Raw genomic sequence first — 20509 nt, 5'->3', positions numbered from 1 at the left:
GACCCGTTGTGCCCTCCGGTCACTGAGCCTGTCGAAGTGACCCGTTGTGCCCTCCGGTCACTGAGCCTGTCGAAGTGACCCGTTGTGCCCTCCGGTCACTGAGCCTGTCGAAGTGACCCGTTGTGCCCTCCGGTCACTGAGCCTGTCGAAGTGACCCGTTGTGCCGACGGCGTTCCGGTGCTCCCTTCGACAGGCTCAGGGAGCGTGGGGTATTCCGCCGGGGCTAGAGGGCGCGGCCGACCGAGCCGACCGCCGCGTCGAGCGGCTGACCCGAGGCATCCCGCTTCGCCCCGGGCTCCGGGAGGGTGCGTGCGGAACCATCCGTCCCGACCGCGCGCGGGGGAGCGGCACCCACCCAGGCGAGCGTCAGCTCGTCCTCACCCTTCAGGAACGCGTGTGCGCGTACACCACCGGTCGCGCGACCCTTCGCGGGGAACTCCGCGAACTCGGACACCTTGGCGCGACCCGCGTCGGTTCCGGGAAGTGCTCCGGCCGTACCCGAGACGGTGACGACGACGACTTCCGCCTCGCTGACGGCGCCGAAGAAGATCGCATTGGCCGATCCGATGTTCATTCCCGCCATGCCGCCCGCCGAGGCGCCCTGCGGACGCACCGACGATGCCGCGAAACGCAGCAGGCGCGCGTCGTCCGAGACGAAGACGAGCTCGGACTCGTCGGGTGCGGATGCCGCACCCACAACGCCATCGCCCGGCTTGAGCGCGATGATCTCGATCTCGGGTTTCGGCGGCAGCGCGGACGGGACGATGCGCTTCACGATGCCCTTGCGGGTACCGATCGCGAGGGGTGCGTCGACGTCGAGGCGGGTGAGCATCACGACCCGCTCGGCCTTGTCGGTGAGACCGAGGTAGTCGCGCAGGGCGACCCCCGCGGCGAGCTGAACGGATGCGGGGGGCACCGAGGGCAGGTCGACCGGACTGAAACGCAGTAGTCGTCCGCGGTTCGTGATCGCGCCGAGTTCGCCCCGTACCGTCGTGCGCACCTCGGTCAGCAGCGCGTCGTGCTTGCTCCGACGCGTGGGCGAGACGATCTCGGTACCCTCGGACAGATCCACGCGCACGGCGCGGCCGGTCGTCGACAGGATCACGACGGTCGGCGCATCCACGATCTCGAGGATCGGAGCATTGCGCGACGGGCGCGCGATCGCGGGCGCAGCGTTCGTGAGGAGCGTCCGGCGCGGAGTGCCGAGCTTCTCGGCGATCGCGTCGAGTTCGGTGGCGACCTGCTTGCGCAGGAGAGCGTCGCTTCCGAGCAGTTCTTCGAGCTGGGCGATCTCCGCGAGCAGCTGGTCGCGCTCGGCCTCGAGCTCGATACGCGAGAACTTCGTCAGGCGCCGCAGGCGCAGCTCGAGGATGTACTCGGCCTGCAGCTGACTGAGGTCGAAAACCTCCATCAGTCGGGTGCGGGCCTGCTCGCCGTCATCGGATGCGCGGATGACCTGGATGACCTCGTCGATGTCGAGGATCGCGATCAACAGGCCCTCGACGAGGTGCAGCCGCTCGCGGCGACGATCGAGCCGGTAACGGCTGCGGCGGGTGACGACCGAGAGGCGGTGGTCGACGTAGACGCGCAGCAGCTCGCGCAGCCCGAGCGTGCGCGGCTGGCCCTCGACGAGGGCGACGTTGTTGATGCTGAAAGAGTCCTCGAGCGGCGTCAGCCGGTACAGCTGCTCGAGGACGGCCTGCGGATCGAAACCCGTCTTGATACCGATGACGAGGCGCGTGCCGTGCGTGCGGTCCGTCAGGTCAGCCACGTCGCTGATGCCCTGCAGCTTCTTGGACTGAACGGCATCCTTGATCTTCTCGATGACGCGCTCCGGGCCGACCAGGTACGGCAGCTCGGTGACGACGATGCCCGTCTTGCGGGGGCCGAGGCTCTCGATCGAGGTGCGCGCGCGGGTCTTGAACGATCCGCGGCCGGTCTCGTAGGCGTCCCGGATGCCGTCAAGTCCGACGATGACACCACCCGAGGGCAGATCGGGCCCTGGCACGTACGCCATCAGGTCGTCGAGAGTCGCATCGGGGTTCTCGAGCAGGTGGATGGCGGCGCCGACGACCTCGATGAGGTTGTGGGGCGCCATGTTCGTCGCCATGCCCACGGCGATGCCGCTCGCGCCGTTGACCAACAGGTTCGGGTACGCCGCGGGCAGGACCTCGGGCTGCTGGAACTGGTTGTCGTAGTTCGGGATGAAGTCGACGACGTCTTCGTCGAGTCCCTCGGCCATCGCGAGCGCCGCGGGTGCGAGGCGGGCCTCGGTGTATCGGGATGCCGCGGGCCCATCATCGAGCGAGCCGAAGTTTCCGTGCCCGTCGACCATGGGCACGCGCTGGGAGAACGGTTGGGCGAGGCGCACGAGGGCGTCGTAGATGGGCGCGTCACCGTGGGGGTGGAGCTTTCCCATGACCTCGCCGACGACGCGTGCGCTCTTGACGTGCCCGCGGTCCGGACGGAGTCCCATCTCGGACATCTGGTAGACGATGCGGCGCTGGACCGGCTTCATTCCGTCGCGGGCGTCGGGCAGTGCCCGCGAGTAGATCACCGAATAGGCGTACTCGAGGAAAGACCCCTGCATCTCGCTGGAGACGTCGACATCTTCGATGCGCTCGGCAGGGGGCTCGGAAACAGGTGCGGGCATAGGGTCCTTCGGGCGGAAACGAGGGCCGTTGGCACGTGTGCGAGACTGGCCCCGATGTCTTTCATGCTACCGGCGGAGCCCGCTCACGCCCGGAGCCTCACCGCTCTGGTGCCGGATGCCGTCGCCTCGCTCACGTCGTCGTCCGGGAGCTCGGCGCTGCCGCCCGCACGCAGCGCGATCGTCGTCGTGATCGATGGTCTCGGAGCCGCGAACCTGACTGCGCGCGGCGGTCATGGCCGGTTTCTGACATCCGTCATGCGCAAGAAGGATGTCGCGCGCTCCGTTTTCCCGACGACCACCGCCGCCGCGCTCACGAGCCTGATGACCGGCACCGATCCGGGCGCGCACGGGATCGTCGGGTACCGCGTCCGTGTGCCCGACACGGGCGTGCTCGCGAACCAGCTGACGGGCTGGGAGTCCGACGGACTCGACCCCGCCGTGTGGCAGCGGCGGCCGACGCTGTTCGAGACCGCGGCATCCGTCGGCGTCGAGGGCTTCGTCGTCAGCCGTGAGGAGTACCGTCACTCGGGGTTCACCCGGGCGGCCTTCCGCGGCTCGACCTTCGACTCGGCGGCATCGTTCACGGACAGGCTCGCGCTCGCGCTCGAACACGCCACAGCCGCCCGGGGGCGCCTCGTGTACGCCTACGCACCCGAGCTCGATTCTGCGGGACACCGCTACGGGTGGGAGTCCGACGAGTGGATCGCGGCGCTCGAGGAAGCGGATGGCGCGGTGCGCTCGCTCGGGTCCGCGCTGCCCGCTGACGTCGGCGTGCTCGTCACGGCCGACCACGGCATGGTCGATGTGCCCAGCACCGGTCATGTTCTGCTGCGGGAGGGCGACGACCTGGTCGAGGGCGTCGCGGACATCGCGGGAGAGCCGCGGATGCTGCATCTGTACGCCGAACCCGGTTTGGCCGAGTCGGTGCTCGAGCGTTGGCGCGCTTCGGAGTCGGCTCGATCGTGGATCCTCTCGCGCGATGAGGCTGTCGCGGCGGGGCTCTTCGGTGAGGTCGATCCGGTGGTGATGCCGCGGATCGGCGACGTGCTCGTCGCGGCCCGGGGTCGGGTGGCGTACTACGACGACCGTCTCACGGACAAGGCGTCGCAGAGGATGATCGGCCAGCACGGGTCGCTGACGTCGGCGGAGCGCATCGTCCCGCTCATCCGGCTCGGTGCGTATGCCCCGAACTGACTGACCCGTCGTGCTTACTGGTCGCCGTCGCCGCGTGCGCCGAAGACGATCTCGTCCCACGACGGCATCGCGTTACGACCGCGTCGTCGGCCCTGAGCATCGGCCACGACGGTGTCTTCGCGCGGTTCCGCCGGGGCGGTTTGGTCGTCGTAGCCCGGCTCGAGTGCGTCGAAGAGGGCGACGGGAGCAGCCGGTGCCGCGTTTTCTTCCGTCATTCCCGGAGCACTCTCGCGCTGCCCGCGCCGACGACGTAGGGCCTCGAGCAGGTCCGCGGTCTCGGCGCTCGTGTTCGAGGTTTCGGTAGCGCGATTGACGGCGGCCTCGGAGGCCGCGGGGGCAGCGGACGGGTCGAGATCGCGACGCGGACCGAATGCGCCGCTGTCGAACCGGGTGTCGTCCTTGATCGACGGCGCGGAGTCCAGCGCGCGCAGTCGGGGGATCAGACCTTCGGGCAGGGACCCCTGGCGGGAGAGCTGCTGCGCGTCGGCGTTGAGCGGCGAGAGCGCGCTCCGCCGCGGGTCGAAGCTCCAGCGGGCGTCGTGCTCGATGTCTCCGACCTGGAACTGCAGCTTGACGATCCATCCGGAGGGATCTTTCCAGCTCGACCAGCGCTCGCCTGCGGCCGCGACTTCGGCGAGCTTCGCCCGCATCGCCGCGCCGAATGTGGGCTGAGCCTCAGCGTCATCGACCGCGCCGAGCAGAACGGGCACGGCGAGGGCGAGACCGACGATGTGCTCGCGTTCCGCGAGGACGGGGCCTTCGTAGCGAATGACATCTTCGAGTCGAGCGCCGAGCAGCTGCGCCACCTCCTGCGCCGACAGACCCGAGCGAATCTGCGCCTGGATCTCGCGCGGGCTGGGTCGGGCGGCGCCTGATTCCGGCGCCGAATGGGCGCGACGAACCTCAGTGCGCAGGACATCATCTATCACCAGGGCGAATGTTTCGCCCGAGTCCGTCGCTACGATCAGTCGCTCATCCTCGGTGCGGATGACCTTGAGCTCTTTCATGCGACACGCCTTCTTCCGCGTTTCCGGTTCCGCCATCGTTACACGCGTGTGGGTCGGTCCCGGGAATATCCAGCGCGCGCCGCCCGTTTGCTTCCGAGCGGATGTCGGAACGCAGCATTTGCTAAATGCCCTGCGGTCATGCAAACTAGCGCCGCCTGTTCGGCACCCGCTCCACTGCACGCAATGAAAGAAGTGACCTAAACCCCATGGCTACGGACTACGACGCTCCCCGCAAGACCGACGACGACAGCGAGTCGATCGAGGCCCTGAAGGAGCGCGTTCCCGACAAGCTTTCCGGTGCCGTCGATGTCGAGGACGCCGACAACCCCTCGGGCTTCGAATTGCCCGGGGCGGACCTCTCCGACCTGGAGCTGGACGTCGTCGTGCTGCCGCCTCAGGAAGACGAGTTCACGTGCGTGAGCTGCTTCCTGGTGAAGCACCGCTCACAGGTCGATCACGAAGACTCGGTCGGACTCATCTGCCGCGACTGCGCGTAAGCACGCGCCCGGTTGATCGCCGCCGCGAGGCGGTCGGGGGTGCGGGTCGAGATGACCCACGACACCGCAGGGTCGTCCGGGTCCTCGAGTGGGACGACCACGATCCCGTCGATCCCGCCCCGGATGACGAGCCACGAATCGCGGTCGAGTCCCGGTCCGCGGGCGTTGCGCGCTTCGTCACCCGAGAACGGCACCGGGGCGCCGAGCCATTCGACGCCGATGCGCGCACGCCCGGCGCGCAGCATCCCCTCCCGCACATCGATGACGGGCGACAGGGCGACGAGCGCCGCGATGATCAGTGCCCCCACGATGGCGCCGACGACGAGCGCGAGCGTCGGGTCGAGTGGTGCGAGGACGAGCGCGGCCATCGGACCGACGACCGCGGCGGACACCAGAATCCAGAGCGAGGGCGTCAGCCGCTCGCGATACTCCGTGCGTTGCTTCTGCATTACCCTCGATGAGTGACCGATTCCGTGGACGTTCTCATTATCGCTCCAGAACCTCCGACCTACGCTCACCCCGGTGACGCCGGCGCCGATCTGGTCTCAGCTGAGTCGGTGCGGTTGGCCCCCGGCCAGCGCGCGCTCGTCGGCACGGGTGTCTCGATCGCGCTGCCCGACGGTTATGTCGCGTTCGTCGTGCCACGCAGCGGGCTGGCGACCAAGCACGGCATCACGATCGTCAATTCACCGGGCACGGTCGATGCCGGATATCGCGGCGAGATCAAGGTGACTCTGTTGAACACGGATGCCACCGAGCCCTATGACATCGCCTTGGGTGATCGCATCGCGCAACTCATCGTCATGCCCGTGAGCCGGGCGAACTTCGTCCCGGTCGAGACACTCCCCGAGAGTGTTCGCGGCGAAGGCGGGTTCGGGTCCACCGGCTACCAGGCACCTCAAGCACAGGAGGTCGGCGCATGAGCGACGACGGCACGACCGTAGACCCGGCGGCCAAGTCCGCGCCCGCTGACCGTGCGACGGGGGGTCCCTTCGACGAATCCGAGGCGAACCCCGTTCGTCCCTACATCGACCTGGGCGGGATCAAAGTGCTGCCCCGCGAGGGACTCAACCTGCGCCTCGAGATCGAGGAGCAGTCCAAGCGCATCGTCGCTGTGGGCTTGGACTATGCCGGATCCACGTTGCAGGTGCAGCCGTTCGCGGCGCCCCGCACCGGCGGGCTGTGGCACGAGACGCGCGCTCAGATCCGCGAGCAGGTGCGGCAGCAAGGCGGTCGGGTGGAAGAGCGGGACGGTCCGCTCGGGCCGGAACTGCTCGCCGAGGTGCCCGTCATCGCCGGCGCGGAGGGGACATCGGGCAAACGCCTGGCGCGGTTCGTGGGTGTGGATGGGCCGCGGTGGTTCTTGCGCGGCGTGATCGGCGGAGCCGGTGCATCCGATATCGACGCAGCGGCGCAGGTCGAGGACCTCTTCCGGTCCATCGTCGTGGTCCGCGGCGGAACGCCCATGCCGCCGCGTGAATTCATTCCGCTGAAGATGCCCGCGACCCCGGGTTCGGCGTGACCGACCCTCAGTCCGCACGCCGGGATCCCCTTCCGGATGGGGGGTCGGATCCCGCGCTGACGCCACCGCCGGCACCGTCGGCTTCGGACGCGCTCGGATCGGCTCTCGCAGGGGCCGCACGTCGTGCCGGCCTCGACCCGAACGCAGATCGATCGACCGGCCACGTGGTGTGGCACGCGATGGGCGGATGGCGGGGGGTCGTCGAAGCGGTCGTCCCCGGCATCGTTTTCATCGCCGTCTACACGTTGACGATGGATGCCGAAACGGGTGATGGCGACCTGTGGTGGTCTCTTGGTCTCTCCGTCGGGATCGCGGCTCTCTTCACGATCGCGCGGCTCATCGCGCGCCAGCCCGTCACCTCCGCCGTCAGCGGTCTCCTCGCGGTCGTGGTCGCTGCGGCCTTCGCGATCTTCACGGGCGAGGCGAGCAACAACTTCATTCCGGGCTTCGTCACGAATGTCGTCTACGGTGCCGCCTTCCTGATCTCGGCGTTCGCGGGATGGTCGATCATCGGCCTCGCCGTGGGATTCCTGATGGGTGAAGGAACGGCCTGGCGACGTGACCGCCGCAAACGGCGCGCTTTCTTCTGGCTGGCGATCGCGTGGGCCGCGCTCTTCGCGGCCCGTCTGCTCGTGCAGTTCCCGCTCTACCTGGCCGACAACGTCACGGCGCTCGGCACGCTGAAGCTCGTCATGGGGATTCCCTTGTTCGCGCCGCTCCTCGCGGTGAGCTACCTGGTCGTACGAGCGCTCTACCCGCCTGCGGCCAAGAAGGACGTGGACGAGCCCGCCTGACGCGGCTGCTCTGACCCCGCCCGGTGGTACGATTTATCTCGACATCAAGATAAATCGACCCCCTTCCCCCTCGCCGCAATGCGGCGCACCCTGGTTAGGGTCGCCTTGCTAGCCTCGCCCGGAACGCCCCGGGAAGATGGAGGCCGGTGAGTGGTCAGCTACCTGAAGGAGACGGCATCGTGGCATCGGTCAACAGCTTCGGAGCGCAGAGCACCCTGACAGTCGGGGGAACCGACTACGAGATCTTCCGGCTCGACGCCGTCGAGGGGTACGACAAGCTCCCGTTCAGCCTGAAGGTGCTGCTCGAGAACCTGCTTCGCACCGAGGACGGCGCGAACGTCACGCGTGCTCAGATCGAGGCGCTCGGATCGTGGGACGCCGCGGCCGAGCCCGACACCGAGATCCAGTTCACGCCCGCGCGCGTCGTGATGCAGGACTTCACGGGCGTGCCGTGCATCGTCGACCTCGCCACGATGCGTGAAGCCGTCACGACGCTCGGCGGAAACCCGGACAAGATCAACCCGCTCTCGCCCGCCGAGATGGTCATCGACCACTCGGTCATCGCCGACCTCTTCGGCTCCGAGAACGCGCTCGAGCGGAACGTCGAGATCGAGTACGAGCGCAACGGCGAGCGTTACCAGTTCCTCCGTTGGGGCCAGACGGCGTTCCACGACTTTAAGGTCGTCCCTCCCGGAACCGGAATCGTCCACCAGGTCAACATCGAGCACCTCGCCAAGGTCATCTACGACCGTACGGTCGATGGAGTGCTGCGCGCGTACCCCGACACCTGTGTCGGCACGGATTCGCACACCACCATGGTGAACGGCCTCGGCGTGCTCGGCTGGGGTGTCGGCGGAATCGAAGCAGAGGCCGCAATGCTCGGTCAGCCGGTCTCGATGCTGATCCCGCGCGTCGTGGGATTCAAGCTGACCGGCGAGATCCCGGCCGGCGTAACGGCGACGGACGTCGTCCTCACGATCACCGACATGCTGCGCAAGCACGGTGTCGTCGGCAAGTTCGTCGAGTTCTACGGCGACGGAGTCGGCTCGGTGCCCCTCGCCAACCGCGCCACCATCGGAAACATGAGCCCCGAGTTCGGCTCCACCGCGGCGATGTTCCCGATCGACGACGTCACGATCGAGTACCTGCGCCTGACCGGCCGCGACGAGCAGGCGGTCGCCCTGGTCGAGGCCTACGCCAAGGAGCAGACGCTCTGGCACGACGCCTCCCGTGAGCCCGCGTTCAGCGAGTACATGGAACTCGACCTGTCGACCGTCGTCCCCTCGATCGCCGGGCCCAAGCGCCCGCAAGACCGCATCCTGCTCTCGGAGTCGAAGGCTCAGTTCCAGAAGGACATCCTCAACTACGCGACCGCGTCGACCTCGGAGTCGATCGTCGACCTCGAGTCGCAGGGCTCGTTCCCGGCATCCGACCCGGGCGGGGCTCCGGGTGAAGAAGAGACCGAGACGCACGACGTGCACATCTCGAGCGGGGGACGGCACGCCGCGTCGAACCCCGTCCACATCACCCCGGCCGAGGGCTCGCCGTACACGATCGACAACGGCGCGGTCACGCTGGCCGCGATCACCTCGTGCACGAACACGTCCAACCCGTCTGTCATGATCGCCGCGGGGCTCCTCGCGCAGAAGGCCGTCGAGAAGGGCCTGAAGAGCAAGCCGTGGGTCAAGACCACACTCGGCCCCGGGTCGAAGGTCGTGACCGACTACTACGAGAAGTCCGGACTCGACAAGTCGCTCGAAGCGCTCGGCTTCTTCACGGTCGGTTACGGCTGCACGATCTGTATCGGTAACTCGGGTCCGCTCATCGAAGAGGTCTCGGCCGCGATCAACGACCACGACCTGGCCGTCACCGCGGTGCTGTCCGGCAACCGCAACTTCGAGGGCCGCATCAGCCCCGACGTGAAGATGAACTACCTCGCGTCGCCCCCGCTCGTGGTGGCGTACGCGCTCGCGGGCTCGATGAACTTCGACTTCGAGACCGATGCACTCGGCAAGGACTCGTCGGGACAGGATGTCTTCCTCAAGGACATCTGGCCGGCACCCGACGAGGTGCAAGAGGTCATCAACTACTCGATCTCGCGCGAGCAGTTCATCACCCAGTACGCGACGGTCTTCGAGGGCGACGAGCGCTGGAAGAACCTCCCGACGCCGACCGGTCCCGTCTTCGAATGGGACGAGGACTCGACGTACGTCCGCAAGGCGCCGTACTTCGACGGTATGACGATGGAGCTGACCCCGGTCAGCGACATCCAGGGTGCGCGCGTCATGGCGACCCTCGGCGACTCGGTCACGACCGACCACATCAGCCCGGCCGGAAACATCAAGATCGGTACGCCCGCGGCGAAGTACCTCGAGCAGCACGGCGTGCGCCAGAAGGACTTCAACTCGTACGGCTCGCGTCGTGGCAACCACGAGGTCATGATCCGCGGCACGTTCGCGAACATCCGTCTCAAGAACGCGCTCGTCAGCGCCGTCAACGACGGTGCGGTCGTCGAGGGTGGGTACACCCGTGACTTCACGCAACCTGGCGGCCCGCAGTCGTTCATCTACGACGCCAGCGAGAACTACGCCGCGCAGGGCACGCCGCTCGTGATCTTCGGCGGCAAGGAGTACGGGTCGGGCTCGTCGCGTGACTGGGCGGCCAAGGGCACGAGCCTGCTGGGTGTCAAGGCCGTCATCACCGAGAGCTTCGAGCGCATTCACCGCTCGAACCTGATCGGCATGGGCGTCGTGCCCCTGCAGTTCCCCGCGGGCGAGAGCTGGGAGTCGCTCGGTCTCGACGGCACCGAGATCGTCTCGATCACCGGCCTCGAGAAGCTCAACGAGGGCGTCACACCCAAGACGGTCACGGTCACGGCGACTCCGAGCGAATTCTCGGCGGAGGGCAAGGCGACCGTGGAGTTCGAGGCCGTCGTCCGCATCGACACGCCTGCTGAGGCCGACTACTACCGCAACGGTGGCATCCTCCAGTACGTGCTGCGTTCGCTGGTCTGACCGGCGCATCCGGCGAGCGGCGGGCCTGCTATCCGCCAGCGTCCCGCCCGCTCGCCGGGCACCGAGCTAGACTTTCGAGAGGGCCGCGCACGCCCGCGAAGGGAGTGGCATGGGTCTGCTGGAGACGATTTCGAGTCCGCGTGATCTGGACGCACTCACGGTTGAACAGCTCGCCGAACTTTCGGCCGAGATCCGAACGTTCCTCATCGAGAACGTGTCCCGGACGGGCGGTCACCTCGGTCCGAACCTCGGGGTCGTCGAGCTGACCGTTGCACTGCACCGCGTCTTCGATTCGCCGAACGACCCGATCATCTTCGACACCGGCCACCAGTCGTACGTGCACAAGCTGCTCACGGGTCGCCAGAATTTCGACGGGCTGCGTACCCGTGGCGGCCTCGCGGGCTATCCGCAGAGGTCCGAGAGCGAGCACGATGTCGTCGAGTCATCCCACGCCTCGAGCTCACTCAGCTGGGCCGATGGTGTCTCGCGGGCTCTGACCCGCACAGGCCGCCGCGACCGTCACGTCGTCGCCGTCGTCGGCGATGGCGCCCTGACGGGCGGTATGACGTGGGAGGCGCTCAACAACATCTCGGACGACAACGATCGCAATCTGGTGATCATCGTCAACGACAACGGTCGCTCGTACGCGCCGACGATCGGCGGCATGGCGCGGTACCTGAACCGCGTTCGCACGAACGAGGCGTACCAGACGCTGTACCGCTCGTCCGGGTCGTTCTTCTCCCGGCTGGGCCCTGCCGGTCGCGCGATGTACCGCGGTCTCCGTGGCGGGGCGCACGGATTCCTCTCGCGTTTCGCGAACAACGCGGCGCTGTATTCCAATCTCGATATCAAGTACTTGGGTCCGGTTGACGGGCATGATCTCGAAACGCTCATCGAGACCCTGCGTCTGGCGAAGGAGTACGGCGCGCCGGTCATCGTCCACACGATCACCGAGAAGGGCCAGGGCTTCGAGCCGGCTCGCAACGACGAGGCGGACCAGTTCCACGCGGTGGGTCGCATCGATCCACTGACGGGCGTGACGCTCGGTGGCGAGGCCCCGACGGCATGGACGGATGTCTTCTCCGAACAGCTGGTGAAGATCGGTGACGAGCGCGAAGACGTCATCGCGATGACGGCGGCGATGCTCCGTCCGGTCGGTCTGCTGCCGTTCGCCCAGAAGTATCCCGATCGTGTCTATGACGTCGGCATCGCCGAGCAGCACGCGGTGGCCTCCGCCGCGGGTCTTGCGTACGGCGGCCTGCACCCCGTGGTCGCGATCTACGCGACGTTCATGAACCGCGCGTTCGATCAGGTGATGATGGATGTCGGCCTACACCGCGCGGGTGTGACCTTCGTGCTTGACCGGGCCGGCGTGACGGGCCCTGATGGGCCGAGTCATCACGGCATCTGGGATCTGGCGATGCTGCAGCTCGTGCCGCACATCCGCATCGCCGCCCCACGTGACGCCGCACGGTTGCGCGAGACGCTCGACGAGGCTGTTGCGGTCGATGACGGGCCCACGGTCGTGCGTTTCCCGAAGGGCGAGGTCGGAGTGGACCTGCCCGCTCTCGAGCGACTGGCCGATGGCACGGACGTTCTCGCGCGCGGCGCGAGCGAAGACGTTCTGCTCGTGGGTATCGGACCCATGGCGCATATCGCCATGGATGTCGCAGAACGTTTGGCGGCCCAGGGCATCGGGGCGACCGTGATCGACCCGCGCTGGGTCGTTCCCGTTGCACCATCGGTGGTCGACTTCGCCGCACGACACCGCCTCGTCATCACGATCGAGGACGGCATCCGTGTCGGCGGTATCGGCACCCGGATTCGCCAGGTGCTGCGAGAGGCCGGTGTCGACACGGCCGTCGATGAGCTCGGCCTGCCGGATGAGTTCATCGACCACGCATCCCGCGGCCAGATTCTCGCGGATGCGGGGCTCACCGCACCGAAGATCGCTCAGGATGTCGTTTCCCAGGTGCTCGGCACGCGAATCCCCGTTGCGCGGCAGCCCGAGGATCAGCCGGTGTGGCTCAGCGACGTCCGCTTGCGTGAACGCGACGACACGCGCGGCGCCTGAATCGCATAAACGAAAAGGGGGTCGAACCGTGTGGTTAGACCCCCTCTTCGTTGGTCGTCAGCGCGCGGCGATGCCGCGGATGGGCGGCTGGTGGAACGTCGCACCGAACGCGCTCTCGGAGGCACCGACCCGATCCAGGTAGGGCGATGCTCCGCCGTCGATGAAGGGCCAGGCGGCTCCCAGGATCAGGCACAGGTCGATGTCCTCGACCTCGGGCACGACGCCCTCATCGAGCATGATCTTCATCTCCTGCGCGAGCCCCGTCTGCACCCGGTTCAGGATCTCGTCCTCGGAGACCGGTGAGGATGCTGTCTCGAGCACCTTCTGCGCGGCCTTCGTCCACCCCGTGACCTTGCCGTTCTTGTCCTTCTCCACGACCTCGGGTAGCTCGGCGAGCTGGTGGAAGTTCTCGGAGGCGAAGTAGCGGTCGGGGAAGGCAGCAGCCATCGTGTCCTGCACGTGGGCCGCGACCTTCCATCCGACCAGGTCGATCAGCTGGAACGGCGACATCGGCAGTCCGAGGGGCGCGAACGCCTTCTCGACGGTGAGCAACGGAGTGCCCTCGTATACGGCGCGTGCGGCTTCGCCCATGACCTTCGCGAGGAGTCGGTTGACGACGAAACCCGGTGCGTCCGCGGTGAGAACCGCGTTCTTGCCGAGGCCCTTCGCGACGACGAAGGCGGTCGAGAGCGCAGCATCCGTCGTCGCGTCGATCCGAACGATCTCGATGAGCGGCATGACGGCGACCGGGTTGAAGAAGTGGAACCCGACCAACCGCTCCGGATGTGCCAGCTTCGACCCGATCTCGGCGACCGACAGCGACGAGGTGTTGGTCGCGAGGATCGCGTCGTCGGCGACGACGGCCTCGATCTCGGCGAACACCTGCTGCTTGACGCCGACCTCTTCGAAGACGGCCTCGATGACGAAGTCGCAGTCCGCATACTCGGACTTGTCGGTCGTGCCGCGCACGAGGCTCCGCAGCTTGTTGGCGGCGTCGCCGTCCAGGCGACCCTTCGCCTCGAGCTTTCCGATCTCGTCGTGGATGTGTGCCACGCCCTTGTCGACGCGGGCCTGGTCGAGGTCGGTGATCAGAACCGGGACCTGGAGCTTGCGGACGAAGAGCAGTGCGAACTGGCTCGCCATCAGGCCGGCACCGATGATGCCGACCTTCGTGACGGGCTTCGCGAGGGCCTTGTCGGGGGCTCCGACGGGCCGCTTCGCGCGCTTCTGAACGAGATCGAAGGCATACATCGAGGCGGCGAACTGGTCGCCGGCGATCAGGTCGGCGAGGGCCTCGTCCTCACGCGCGAATCCTTCGGCCTTCGTGCCCGACTTCGCCTTCTCGAGCAGGTCGAGGGCGACGTACGGGGAGCGGGGAACCGTACCGATCCGGTTCTCGAGCATGTTGCGCGCGACCTTGATCGCGATCGGCCACTTGGTGAGGCGCTCGATCTTGCCCGGCTCGTTCTTGCGTGAGACCTTGATGGAGCCCGAGAGCACGCCGTCGGCCCAGCGGAGGGAGCTTTCGAGGTAGCTGGAGGCCGGGAAGATCGCATCCATGATCCCGAGATCGAACGCCTGCTGCGGCTTGAGCATGCGGTTCTGCTTGAGCGGGTTCGAGATGACGACCTCGAGGGCGTTCTCGATACCGATCAGGTTCGGGAGCAGGTACGCACCACCCCAACCGGGGATGAGCCCCAGGAACACCTCGGGGAGCGCGATCGCCGCGGCGGAGGCGTCCACCGTGCGATACGTCGAGTTGAGGGCGATCTCGAGTCCGCCGCCGAGCGCGAGCCCGTTCACGAACGCGAAGCTCGGCACCCCGAGCTCGGACAGGCGACCGAGGGTCTGGTGCCCGCGCTGGGCGATCAACAGGGCGATCTCGCGCGACGGGAGCTTCGAGACCTCGGAGAGGTCGGCGCCGGCGGCGAGGATGTAGGACTTGCCGGTGATGCCGACCGCCTGGATCTCACCGTCCGCGGCACGTTTGGCGAGACCCGTGAGCGTCTCGTCGAGCGCGGCCAGGGTCGCCGGTCCCAGGGTGTTGGGTCGCGTGTGATCGCGTCCGTTGTCGAGCGTGATCAGGGCGAGCACCTTGCCGCTGGCCAGGCGCACGTCGCGGACGATGGAGCGCGTGACGACCTCGTCGGCGCTGAGTGCCTCGAGGGGGGAGAAATCGATCGATTCGTAGTTCGTCATTCCGATCACTTCCGCTTCTTGCCGTCGTAGAAGGGGTTCTCCCAGATGACCGAACCGCCCTGGCCGAGCCCCACGCACATGGCCGTGAGGCCATAACGCACGTCTGGGCGAGTCTTGAACTGCGCGGCGAGCTGGATCATCAGGCGGACACCGGATGCGGCGAGGGGGTGTCCGACGGCAATGGCGCCACCCCAGGGGTTCACGCGCGGGTCGTCGTCGGCGACGCCGAAGTGATCGAGGAGCGACAGGACCTGGATGGCGAACGCCTCGTTCAGCTCGAACAGGCCGATGTCGTCGATCGTCAGACCGGCCTTCTTGAGCGCCTTCTCGGTCGAGGGGACCGGTCCGATGCCCATGATCTCGGGCTGGACGCCCGCGAAGGCGAACGACACGAGCTTCATCTTGGGCTCGAGACCAAGTTCCTTAGCGGCAGCGCCGCCCGCGAGCAGGCTCACGGTCGCGCCATCCGTCAGGGGCGATGACGTCCCGGCCGTGACGCGGCCGTGGGGACGGAAGGGGGTCTTGAGGGCGGCGAGGCCCTCCATCGTGGTCTCGGGACGACGTCCCTCGTCCTCGGTGGCGAGGCCCCATGCTCCGTCCGCATTCTTGATGGCGACGGGAACGAGGTCGGGCTGGATGACGCCGGCGTCGTATGCCGCCTGCACCTTCTGCTGACTCAACATCCCGAAGCGATCCGCACGCTCTTTGGTGAGGTGCGGGAAGCGATCGTGGATGCGCTCCGCGGTCACGCCCATGTTGAGGGCATCGGCCGAGACGAGCTTCTCGGTGAGGAATCGCGGGTTCGGGTCGGCTCCGATGCCGAGGGGGTGACGACCCATGTGCTCGACGCCACCCGCGATCGCGAGGTCGTACATGCCCATGCCGATGCCGCCCGCGAGGGTCGTGACGCTCGTCATCGCACCCGCACACATGCGGTCGATCGCGAACCCGGGTACGGACTGCGGCAGGCCCGCGAGGATCGCCGCGGAACGACCGAGAGTGAGTCCCTGGTCGCCCTGCTGGGTGGTGGCTGCGATGGCCACGTCGTCGATGCGCTCACCCGGTACGTCGGGGTTGCGCTCCATCAAACCGATCATCGCCTTCACGATGAGGTCGTCGGCACGGGTATTCCAGTACATGCCCTTTTCGCCCGCGCGCCCGAACGGGGTACGCACACCATCGACGAAATAGACGTCCGAGTTCACGGCCACACTGCCTCCAGATTTGGGGTTTTCCTCAGCCTACGAACGTGCCCGAGGCGACCCGAATCGGTTGGTCCGAATCTACGAAGCGTCTTCCTCAGGCTCCGCGGGAGGTTGTGCCGCAGCAACAAAGGCTTCGGCGATAGCCTGTGCAGTCTCTTCAACTTGCCAGGCGCGTGCTCCCAGCGCCCGGAGCGCCGAACCGATGTTCTCCGCGTCGGCGGCCTCGGGTGGTGTCCAGGCGACGCGGCGCAGCAGGTCGGGCGTCAGGAGGTTCTCGACAGGCATGCCGAGTTCGGTTGCGATCGCCTCGACCGCGGAACGCGCGGCCTTGAGTCGCGCGTCGGCCTCGGGGTTCCGATCGGCCCACGCGCGCGGGGGAGGCGGGCCCTCGCCGGGCACCCGCTCAACAGGAAGCACCGACTCGGCACGGCCGCGTTCGAAAGCCGCCCACCAGCGGTCCAGCTGACTGCGGCTCGCGCGACCCGTGAACTCTTTCAGCGCAGCCAGCGCCTGCTTGCTCGGCGGATCGGCGATGACGGCGGCCACGATCGAACGATCCGGCAGAAGGCGCCCCGGGGAAGTGTCGACCTCTTGCGCATACTCTTCGCGGGCCTGCCAGAGTTCACGCGCCACGGCGAGCGAACGCCGACCGCGCACGGTGTGCAGCCCGCTGAGGCGGCGCCACGGGTCTTCGCGGGGCGGCCGCGCAGGACGATCGAGGACGGCCTGGAACTCTTCCGCCGCGATCTGCGTCTTGCCCTGCTCGGCCAGCTCCGCCACGAGGGCGTCGCGGACGTCGATCAGGTGCAGCACATCGAGAGCCGCGTACTCGAGCCACGACTCCGGGAGCGGCCGTGTCGACCAGTCGGCCGCCGAGTGCGCCTTCGCGAGGGTGATGCCGAGCACGTCCTCGACGACCGCGCCGAGACCGACCCGTTCGCGTCCGAGCAGGCGGGACGCGAGCTCCGTGTCGAAGATTCGAGGCGGCACCAGCTCCGCCTCGCGGAGCGAGGGGAGGTCTTGGCTCGCGGCGTGCAGCACCCATTCCTCGGAACCGATGACGTTCTGCAACGGCGCGAGGTCGCCGACGGCGGGCGGATCGATCAGGTGCAATCCACCATCACGCCGGTAGACCTGGATCAGGTACGCGCGCTGCGAGTAGCGGAATCCCGATGCCCGCTCGACGTCGACCGCCACGGGGCCGTGACCCTGCGCGAGCATCGCGGATGCCTCGGCGAGACCCTCGGGAGTGTCGATCACACGGTGAACGGAGGGCGTCGAGGTGATTGCACTCACCGGTTCAGTCACGTGCCGCCCTGTCGTTCGCGGCGAATCTGTGTGCCGCGAGAAGTTCGATGTTCTCCGAGCCCGGAGGTAGGCCCGCAAGCATGCAGAGTAGCTCAGCCCACGCCTCGATGTGCGCCGTGATGTCGCCGGGTTCGGGTGACCACGACGCGCGCAACTCGATCTGAGCCCCGTCGCCCTCGTCCTCCAGCCCGCCGAACCCCTTCGACAGGATCTTCGTGGCGGTGCCGGATGCCGCAGCATAATGCGCGTTGCGGGAGTCGAGCGCATCGACCAGCCACGACCACGTCACATCCGCCAACATCGGATCGATGCCGATATCGGTCTCGAGAGGAGCCTGTGCGAAACACACGATCCGGAGTGGCCCGCCCCACGCGGCCGGCTCCGCAGGATCGTGCAGCAGGATCAGCCTGCCCGTGCCGTACGGGGAGTCGGCGCCGTGATCCTGCTGACGCACATCTCCGGACAGGGCGATCGCCTCGGGCGCGAGTCCCTGCGGCGCCGGGATCTCGCGCACCGTCAGGTCGTCGCGGAACAGCGTTCCGCGCACATCCGCCACAGCGCGTTCGAAGAGTGGCGATAGCGGCGGGACGCCGGAGTCGGGGGGATCGGCGATCACGTCGACAGACTAGAGTGGGGCCTCGATGATCACCCCCAGGCGCGCCGCGCGCGCGAACGGACGCATAGCTGTGGCCCTCCGGATCGTGTCGGCGATCCTGACGGGATCACTCGTCACGCTGGGTGTCGCATCCACATTCGTCGCCGCTCGGCTGGCTCGTCGGGTGGTGACACCCGCCGCACGTCTTGCGGACACACGCATCCTCTCGCTCGACACGGCGGCCCAGACGATCACCCTGTCGCGCAACCCCGACACATCGTTGCCGGGTCGGTACGGCCTCTTCACCTCGGGAACCGAGAACTACCTCAAGCTCGGCACAGTACTGGCGGAGACCGACACGGCCGTCACCCGCAAGCTGCTGACCCATATCGACGGAGATGCTCGACTCGACGCCGATGCCGCTTTCAGCGGCTGGTACTTCGACCGTCCCGAGCAACTCCAGCTCCCGTTCACGAACGAGGTCATCGGCACCGCGATCGGCCCCTGCCCCGCGTGGCTCTTCCCGGCCGCCGAGGACACGGGCCGCTGGGTCATCCAGATCCACGGACGCGGTTCGGCACGGTCCGAGGCGCTGCGTGCGGTTCCCGTTTTCCATGATCTCGGCTACACATCCCTCGCGGTGTCGTATCGCAACGACGGCGAAGCGCCGCGCAGCAAGCAGGGCACCTACACACTCGGGGCGACGGAATGGCGAGACGTCGACGCCGCGGTCTCGTTCGCCATCCGCCGGGGTGCGCGAGAGATCATCCTGATGGGCTGGTCGATGGGGGGCCAGATCGCGCTCCAACTCGACCTCAATTCCGCTCATCGCGAGCGGATCGTGGGGCTCATCCTCGAGTCACCCGCGATCGACTGGTCAGAGGTGCTGCGATACCAGGCCGGCCTCCTGCACGTGCCGAAACCCGTCATCTCGTTCGCGATCGGCGCGCTCTCGTCAGACTGGGGCGCGCCCGTGCGGGGACCGGGGGAGCGCATCCCGCTGGATCGACTCGACATCGTCAGCCGAGCGGATGAGTTGAAGCATCCGATGCTCGTCCTCCACAGCGACGAGGACGGATTCGTGCCTTCGGGTGGCTCCCACGCACTCGCCCTCGCGCGGCCGGACCTCGTCACGCTCGAGGTATTCAACACGGCCCGCCACACCAAGCTCTGGAACTACGACCAAGAGCGCTGGTCGCGTGCCATCACCGATTGGGTCGAGGCGTTGGACGTCAAGACCGCCGCAGGCGCAGGTAGCTGAAACCGGCCTCGTCCACGAGCATCCCGGCGACGGTTGCCTGGGCGCCGTCCGTGACACGGATGAACGGGCTCGGAGCGGGCCCGACGACGGGTGTCACCGTCACGCACAGCTCGTCGATCATCCCCGCCTCGACGAAACGTGAGGCGAGGGTGGGGCCGCCTTCGCAGACGACGCGATCGAGTCCTTCAGCGCGCAGGGCGTCGAGTATTGCGCGCGGTTCGAGGTCGTCATCGCCGGGCACGGGAACGATCTCGGCGTCGATTCCCTGCGCGTCGCGTTCTGCCGCGACGGCAGATGCGTGTGCGACCGGGCAGACCAGCAGGATGCGTCCGGTGCGACCGCCCTCGGCCCCCAGACGGTGTCCGTCCAGGCGTCCCGACGCGGTCACGATCGCCAGCGCCGCCGAGCGGGGCGCGAGGTACCCCTCGGCTCGGACGGTCGATGCGCCCACCACCACGACATCGGCTGCCGCCCGGATGATGCCGAGGATCGAGCGATCCACCTCACTCGTAAGCGTTTCGCTCGTCCCGTCCGAACCCACGGCGGAGCCCGTGAGGCTCGTGATCATGTTGAGGCGTACGCGGTTGCCGGCGCCGGGCGCGTAGACGTTCTCCAGCCACGCGCGCCCGTCGGGCGTCGAGACATCCGCTTCCGCGAGAGTGCGGGGGAGCAGCTCGGTCACCAGCACGGGCGTGCTCATGCCGCGAGTCGGGCGCGCACCTGGCGCTTGGCGCGGATCAGCATGCCCGTCATTCCGGCGATGCGCAGCGGCGAGACCGCCCGCGTCAGCCCGATGCTCTGCGGGAAGTCGTCGGGGATGGCCAGCATCTCGTCGGGCGTGAGGCCCGTGATGCCCTGCACGAGGATGCTGGCGAAGCCGCGCGTCGTCGGGGCCTCGCGCGGTGCCGTCGCGTGCATCGCGACACGTCCGTCGTCGTCGACGTCGAGAATGATGTATACCGGCGACTGGCACTCCGCGACGCGCTCGGCAAGCTCGGGATGTCCGTCGTACTTCTCCGGCACCGCGGGCAGCTCGTTCGAGAACTCCAGGAGCAACTGCAGTCGCTCGGATTCGGGAAGTCCGAGAAAGTCCTCGCGGATCTCGGCGAGTGTTTCCGGCAAGGTGTCGGGAAGGTTGTCATCGCCCATCCCGAAAGTCTGCCACGCGTGCGTCGGTGGCAGCCGA

Annotated in this window: 17 protein-coding genes; 8 read left to right on the top strand and 9 right to left on the bottom strand. The window is 67.6% G+C overall.

All coding sequences use genetic code 11. The annotated features are described in order from the left end of the window. Positions 1 to 223: 223 nt before the first annotated feature. A complete protein-coding gene (locus tag ACIQ0W_RS03290) occupies positions 224 to 2653 on the bottom strand; it encodes a DNA topoisomerase (ATP-hydrolyzing) subunit A (RefSeq protein ID WP_396641425.1) in 2430 nt (809 codons plus the stop codon). A 54-nt stretch (positions 2654 to 2707) separates the two neighbouring features. On the opposite strand from ACIQ0W_RS03290, the gene ACIQ0W_RS03285 reads away from it, so the two are divergent. Further along, a complete protein-coding gene (locus tag ACIQ0W_RS03285) occupies positions 2708 to 3847 on the top strand; it encodes an alkaline phosphatase family protein (protein WP_396641424.1) in 1140 nt (379 codons plus the stop codon). Positions 3848 to 3861: 14 nt separating this feature from the next. Here the strand turns inward: ACIQ0W_RS03285 and sepH are convergent, their stop codons facing one another. Next, positions 3862 to 4854, bottom strand: coding sequence for a septation protein SepH (gene sepH / locus ACIQ0W_RS03280; RefSeq protein WP_396641423.1), 993 nt, complete (start codon positions 4852 to 4854; stop codon positions 3862 to 3864). Between the two features lie 206 nt (positions 4855 to 5060). Between sepH and ACIQ0W_RS03275 the strand changes: the two genes are divergently transcribed. Beyond that, complete coding sequence (locus ACIQ0W_RS03275; protein WP_396641422.1) at positions 5061 to 5351, top strand: DUF4193 domain-containing protein; 291 nt, start codon at positions 5061 to 5063, stop codon at positions 5349 to 5351. On the opposite strand, the gene ACIQ0W_RS03270 is transcribed toward ACIQ0W_RS03275, so the two are convergent. Further along, on the bottom strand, positions 5309 to 5800 hold the full coding sequence (locus tag ACIQ0W_RS03270) for a DUF3093 domain-containing protein (protein ID WP_396641421.1): 492 nt from the start codon (positions 5798 to 5800) through the stop codon (positions 5309 to 5311). The two genes, ACIQ0W_RS03275 and ACIQ0W_RS03270, sit on opposite strands and share 43 nt — an antisense overlap. 12 nt (positions 5801 to 5812) lie before the next feature. Between ACIQ0W_RS03270 and dut the strand changes: the two genes are divergently transcribed. The 5 genes from dut to dxs all read left to right on the top strand — a co-directional run bounded on the left by dut (position 5813) and on the right by dxs (position 12755). After that, positions 5813 to 6274: a dUTP diphosphatase gene (dut, locus tag ACIQ0W_RS03265; protein ID WP_396641420.1), complete on the top strand. Its 462-nt coding sequence runs from the start codon at positions 5813 to 5815 to the stop codon at positions 6272 to 6274. Next, complete coding sequence (locus tag ACIQ0W_RS03260; RefSeq protein WP_396641419.1) at positions 6271 to 6873, top strand: DUF3710 domain-containing protein; 603 nt, start codon at positions 6271 to 6273, stop codon at positions 6871 to 6873. The genes dut and ACIQ0W_RS03260 overlap by 4 nt, the downstream gene beginning before the upstream one ends. Beyond that, entirely contained in the window at positions 6870 to 7667 is a 798-nt protein-coding gene (locus ACIQ0W_RS03255; protein ID WP_396641418.1) for a DUF3159 domain-containing protein, read from the top strand. The genes ACIQ0W_RS03260 and ACIQ0W_RS03255 overlap by 4 nt, the downstream gene beginning before the upstream one ends. Before the next feature lie 179 nt (positions 7668 to 7846). Next, on the top strand, positions 7847 to 10681 hold the full coding sequence (locus ACIQ0W_RS03250) for an aconitate hydratase (RefSeq protein WP_396641417.1): 2835 nt from the start codon (positions 7847 to 7849) through the stop codon (positions 10679 to 10681). 109 nt (positions 10682 to 10790) lie between these two features. Continuing rightward, positions 10791 to 12755, top strand: coding sequence for a 1-deoxy-D-xylulose-5-phosphate synthase (gene dxs, locus ACIQ0W_RS03245; RefSeq protein ID WP_396641416.1), 1965 nt, complete (start codon positions 10791 to 10793; stop codon positions 12753 to 12755). Between the two features lie 57 nt (positions 12756 to 12812). Here the strand turns inward: dxs and ACIQ0W_RS03240 are convergent, their stop codons facing one another. The 4 genes from ACIQ0W_RS03240 to ACIQ0W_RS03225 all read right to left on the bottom strand — a co-directional run bounded on the left by ACIQ0W_RS03240 (position 12813) and on the right by ACIQ0W_RS03225 (position 18083). Next, a complete protein-coding gene (locus ACIQ0W_RS03240; protein ID WP_396641415.1) occupies positions 12813 to 14954 on the bottom strand; it encodes a 3-hydroxyacyl-CoA dehydrogenase NAD-binding domain-containing protein in 2142 nt (713 codons plus the stop codon). A 5-nt stretch (positions 14955 to 14959) separates the two neighbouring features. After that, a complete protein-coding gene (locus ACIQ0W_RS03235) occupies positions 14960 to 16165 on the bottom strand; it encodes a thiolase family protein (RefSeq protein WP_396641414.1) in 1206 nt (401 codons plus the stop codon). A 72-nt stretch (positions 16166 to 16237) separates the two neighbouring features. Next, entirely contained in the window at positions 16238 to 17446 is a 1209-nt protein-coding gene (locus tag ACIQ0W_RS03230) for a ribonuclease D (RefSeq protein WP_396641437.1), read from the bottom strand. A gap of 13 nt (positions 17447 to 17459) precedes the next feature. Next, positions 17460 to 18083, bottom strand: a complete 624-nt coding sequence (locus ACIQ0W_RS03225) for a DUF3000 domain-containing protein (RefSeq protein ID WP_396641413.1) — start codon at positions 18081 to 18083, stop codon at positions 17460 to 17462. A gap of 25 nt (positions 18084 to 18108) precedes the next feature. On the opposite strand from ACIQ0W_RS03225, the gene ACIQ0W_RS03220 reads away from it, so the two are divergent. Next, positions 18109 to 19323, top strand: coding sequence for an alpha/beta hydrolase family protein (locus tag ACIQ0W_RS03220; protein WP_396641412.1), 1215 nt, complete (start codon positions 18109 to 18111; stop codon positions 19321 to 19323). Here ACIQ0W_RS03220 and ACIQ0W_RS03215 read toward each other — a convergent pair. Next, complete coding sequence (locus ACIQ0W_RS03215; protein ID WP_396641411.1) at positions 19295 to 20023, bottom strand: dihydrofolate reductase family protein; 729 nt, start codon at positions 20021 to 20023, stop codon at positions 19295 to 19297. The genes ACIQ0W_RS03220 and ACIQ0W_RS03215 overlap by 29 nt on opposite strands. Continuing rightward, positions 20020 to 20472, bottom strand: a complete 453-nt coding sequence (locus ACIQ0W_RS03210; protein ID WP_396641410.1) for a SufE family protein — start codon at positions 20470 to 20472, stop codon at positions 20020 to 20022. Before ACIQ0W_RS03210 ends, ACIQ0W_RS03215 begins: the two co-directional genes overlap by 4 nt. Positions 20473 to 20509: the final 37 nt, after the last annotated feature.

The sequence above is a fragment of the Microbacterium sp. genome (assembly GCF_044340635.1).
Lineage (GTDB): Bacteria > Actinomycetota > Actinomycetes > Actinomycetales > Microbacteriaceae > Microbacterium.
The sequence above is the reverse complement of the archived record's forward strand: the minus strand, read 5'-3'. Positions and strand labels throughout refer to the sequence as shown.